This is a genomic window from Ectothiorhodospira lacustris, assembly GCF_022227785.1.
Taxonomy (GTDB): Bacteria; Pseudomonadota; Gammaproteobacteria; order Ectothiorhodospirales; family Ectothiorhodospiraceae; genus Ectothiorhodospira; species Ectothiorhodospira lacustris.
Genome location: NZ_JAJNQM010000137.1, coordinates 1 through 3,666, shown reverse-complemented (window position 1 = coordinate 3,666; position 3,666 = coordinate 1). Strand labels below are relative to the sequence as shown.

The 3,666-nt window shown below is 62.4% G+C and carries 2 protein-coding genes; one reads left to right on the top strand and one right to left on the bottom strand.

The features are described from left to right. Positions 1-80: 80 nt before the first annotated feature. Positions 81-2,246, bottom strand: a complete 2,166-nt coding sequence (locus tag LQ952_RS15500) for a sulfatase-like hydrolase/transferase (RefSeq protein ID WP_238623518.1) — start codon at positions 2,244-2,246, stop codon at positions 81-83. A gap of 554 nt (positions 2,247-2,800) precedes the next feature. Between LQ952_RS15500 and LQ952_RS15495 the strand changes: the two genes are divergently transcribed. Then, on the top strand, positions 2,801-3,666 hold an 866-nt coding region (locus LQ952_RS15495; RefSeq protein WP_238623517.1), incomplete at its 3' end, for a GGDEF domain-containing protein.

The window sequence follows — 3,666 nt, the reverse complement described above, 5'->3', positions numbered from 1 at the left end:
AAGAACTCGAACTGCAGCCGCCGATGGTCACCAACAAAGCGATCCCGACGATCAAGCAGGTCCACCGTGGACCGATGGAACTACTCCCGGGCAGCCTGTAACGGCCCTGGCACGGAGCAGTCTCTGAGGAAATGATGTTCGACGATGCTGCGGTCCAGTTCATCGGTCACCCCATCGTTGTTGAAGTCAAACACGCTCGGGCCGCCGAAATTGGCCTCGACGCCGTCCAGATCCCGCTGATCAACCCGCTTGTCGAGATTGCCGTCGCCGGGGCAATCCACCTCCGAGGCGAGTAGCGCCCGCGCCGTGTCGTAGAGCTGCGTGTAATTTTCCTGGGCATCGGCGTTCAAAGGCCCCTGCTGCAGCAACTCATCCTCCGGGTTGTCCAGGCCTGCAGGATTCGTCAGGCTGGTGGCCTGCAGGTCGTAGAACTCCAGAGGCGGCCCGTCGCACGGGGCTCGTTCATTGCTGATGAGCTTGTAGCGGGCATTGCGAATCGCCCAGGCGGAGAGCGGCACGATGGTCAGGTCGTCATACAGCGCCGCATCCCTGACGGCGCAGCAACCATCAAGCCCCGCCGGCGGGGCGCCTTCCGGTCCGAAGGGCGTGCCACCCGTATCCCGGCACATCTGCTCGGACACAAAGAGGATATCGGTGCAGATGTTCGCGCCGGAAAACGACAAGACGCAGGGTGGGATGGTCATCCCCGACGGTTTCTGACCACCGCCGATTTCCATGAACACGGTGCTGCGGATGGGGTCTTGGTCGGCATTGCGCAGGTAGGGCAGGACCGGTTGCGAATCGAGCGTTCGCCGGGACGGAACCGCATCATGCACGTCGATCCCGGCAATCTCGCCAAACAACTGGAACAAGTCGACCACGCTGACGAGATCATCCACGGTGCGTCCCGGCTCCGCGACACCGGGGCCGGCCACGATCATCGGCGCGCGCACGCCGGTTTCGTAAATGGTGCCCTTGGAGCGCGTGGGGTTGTACGGGGGCTTGACGATCGGGATGAAGGTACCATTATCGCCAATCAGGATCACCACCGTGTTGGAGCCCTCAGGGGTGTATTCAAGACTGCCGTCATCGGCTTGCACAGCGAGCCCGGCGCCCACAAGCAAGCGCCCGATCTCCTTATCCATGGCCTCGATCATCTGGTTGCCCAGTAAGCGCTGGGCGAGCCCCCCGGTACAATTGGGCGCCTCGATGCCTGCGTGCGGCAGGAGATTGTCGGGGGGCGGCTGGAAGGGGACATGGGTGGCACTGTAGCTCACCGTGAGCATCCACGGTCCCTGCCCGGTTTGCGCCCGGATCCAGTCGATCGAGGCGTCGGTCTCGGCGACCGTCATGTACTCCCGGGACAGGCTCTGCTGCAGGACGCCCTGTGCCACCTGCGTCCTGAGCCAAACGTAGAAACCGTTCATGATGCTGAAATCGGGGTAGGGATCCATGCCGAGGAGTTCCCGGGCCGCTGAACCGGCGGCCGCACCTTCCAGGGTCGTGGCAAACTGGCCGTCGGCGTCCAGGGCCGGGATCCCACCCAGCGCCAGGCATTCCTTGCCCGTATAGCCGGCGCCATGTTGGTAATCCATTTGCGGCGTCTGACCGGGATCTTCCCGCCAACACACGCCGCGGGTCGGTCCCAGTGGCACGCCACAGGAAAAGCGCTCGGGATCACCACCAAACGTGTCGGCGTCGTATTGACCGCCGATGGTCGTATCCAGTGGCGGCGGCCCGCCATAGATATTGCCTGCATAGTAGTCCCAGCCCATGACCGACGGGGCCAGGTAACCGTCCGGGTTCAGCTCAGGCCCGCCGAGGTGGTACTTGCCGATCATGGCGCTGGTGTAGCCACGTGTCGCAAGCACCTTCGGGATGGTCTCCTCGAAAGGTGAGATCTGTGCGCTTGGCAGATCATCCGGGAGAATCGCCGCGTTAACGCCGGTCCGGAAGGGATAACGACCGGTAAAGAAGGACACGCGGCTCGGTGAACACTCGGGCATCGTGTAGAAGCTCGCAAAACTGACGCCGTTTCCGGCGATCGTATCGATGCTGGGTGTTTGTGGCGTCACCGCCAGCGGCGATGAGTTGAAGCCGTTCAGCTGGTCAATTCCCACGTCGTCCAGGACGATGAAAAGGATGTTCGGCGGCGGCTGGCGCTGGTGCTGCGTTGACGAATCACTGCACGCGCCCAGCCCCATCAGCAGGACCAGCAGGCAGGCCGTTCTCAGGTATGTCTTCACGCTCGCCCCCGTGCCAACCTCATCATCGTCGACACGACCGACTATCGGCGCCCGCCAGGTGTCAGTCTGTGCGTTCACCCACACAGGAATGGGAAACCGGGGTCGCTTTTTTTGTGCCCTGCAGTGAGTTGTCCACAACCGGCTGCCGGCATCGTTTTTTGCGGTGGAGATCGACTGACCGCTCTGGGCCGAGACGGGCTATCGACTCTTCAGATGGTCGCAAGCGTTTCCAGGTCTTGGCGATTACGGCCCCATGCTCTGGCGGGCACGTGCTCATGGTCGGGCGGGGTGAAGCGCGCGAACAGGGAAATCGCCGCCACTGCCTCCGGAGCCCGAGCAGAGTTGGAGACTGCCAACTGTACAGACTGGCTGCCGGCATGCGATAAAGGGCGGGTTGATCATACTCCCGCCGGCGCCGAAAGTGGGGACAAGCCACAATGGATCAGCGTCCACCGAGCCAACCACCGCCCATGGGCAAGACATCGCAAGAATCCACTGCCCCCCCGCCCCGCTGTGAGGCCCATTACCGCCTCCTGGTCGAGCAGCAGAATGACTTGATCGTCAAGGTCGATACCGGGGGCCGCTTCCTCTACGTGAGCCCGGGTTATTGCAAAACCTTCGGGAAGCGCGAGGAGGATCTGATCGGCCAACGTTTCATGCCCTTGGTGCACCCGGATGATCAGGCCCAGACCGAAGCTGCGATGGCGAACCTCTACCGCCCACCGCACCGCTGTTACCTGGAACAGCGGGCCATGACCCAGGATGGCTGGCGTTGGTTTGGCTGGTCCGACGCCGCCCTGCTGGACGAGCGGGGAGAAGTCACTGCCATTATCGGTGCCGGTCGTGATATCCATGACAGCAAGCTCGCGGAACTCCAACTCTTGCAGACGCAACGAATGCTCGAACTTGCCCTTGAGGCCGGTGGCATCGGCACTTATATCGCCGATTTCACCACCGGTGAGGTGTTCGCAGACGCGCGTTACCTGGCCCAGATCGGCTATCAACCCGAAGAGATCGCCATCACCGACGAGTGGTGGCGGGCGAACGTCCATCCCGAGGACCTGGCGGGCTTCACCGAGCAAACGGGTGAAGTCATCCATGGTGGCCTGAATGTCTTCACCGCTGAGTACCGCTTTCGACATCGCGATGGGCGCTGGATCTGGCTACAGGACCACGCGCGCGTCTATGAACGCAATCCAGAGGGGGTCGCCGTTGCAGTCAGCGGACTGAGGATCGATATCCACCGTCGCAAGGAGGCCGAGTTGCGCCTCGCCTACCATGCCGACCACGATCCGCTGACCGACCTGCTCAATCGACGCGGCATGTGGCATGTGATCCGTGGCATCCAGGCACAAGGTCAGCGGGGGCACCGCCCAAATGCAATTGCGATCCTTGATCTCGATTTTTTCAAATGCGTCAA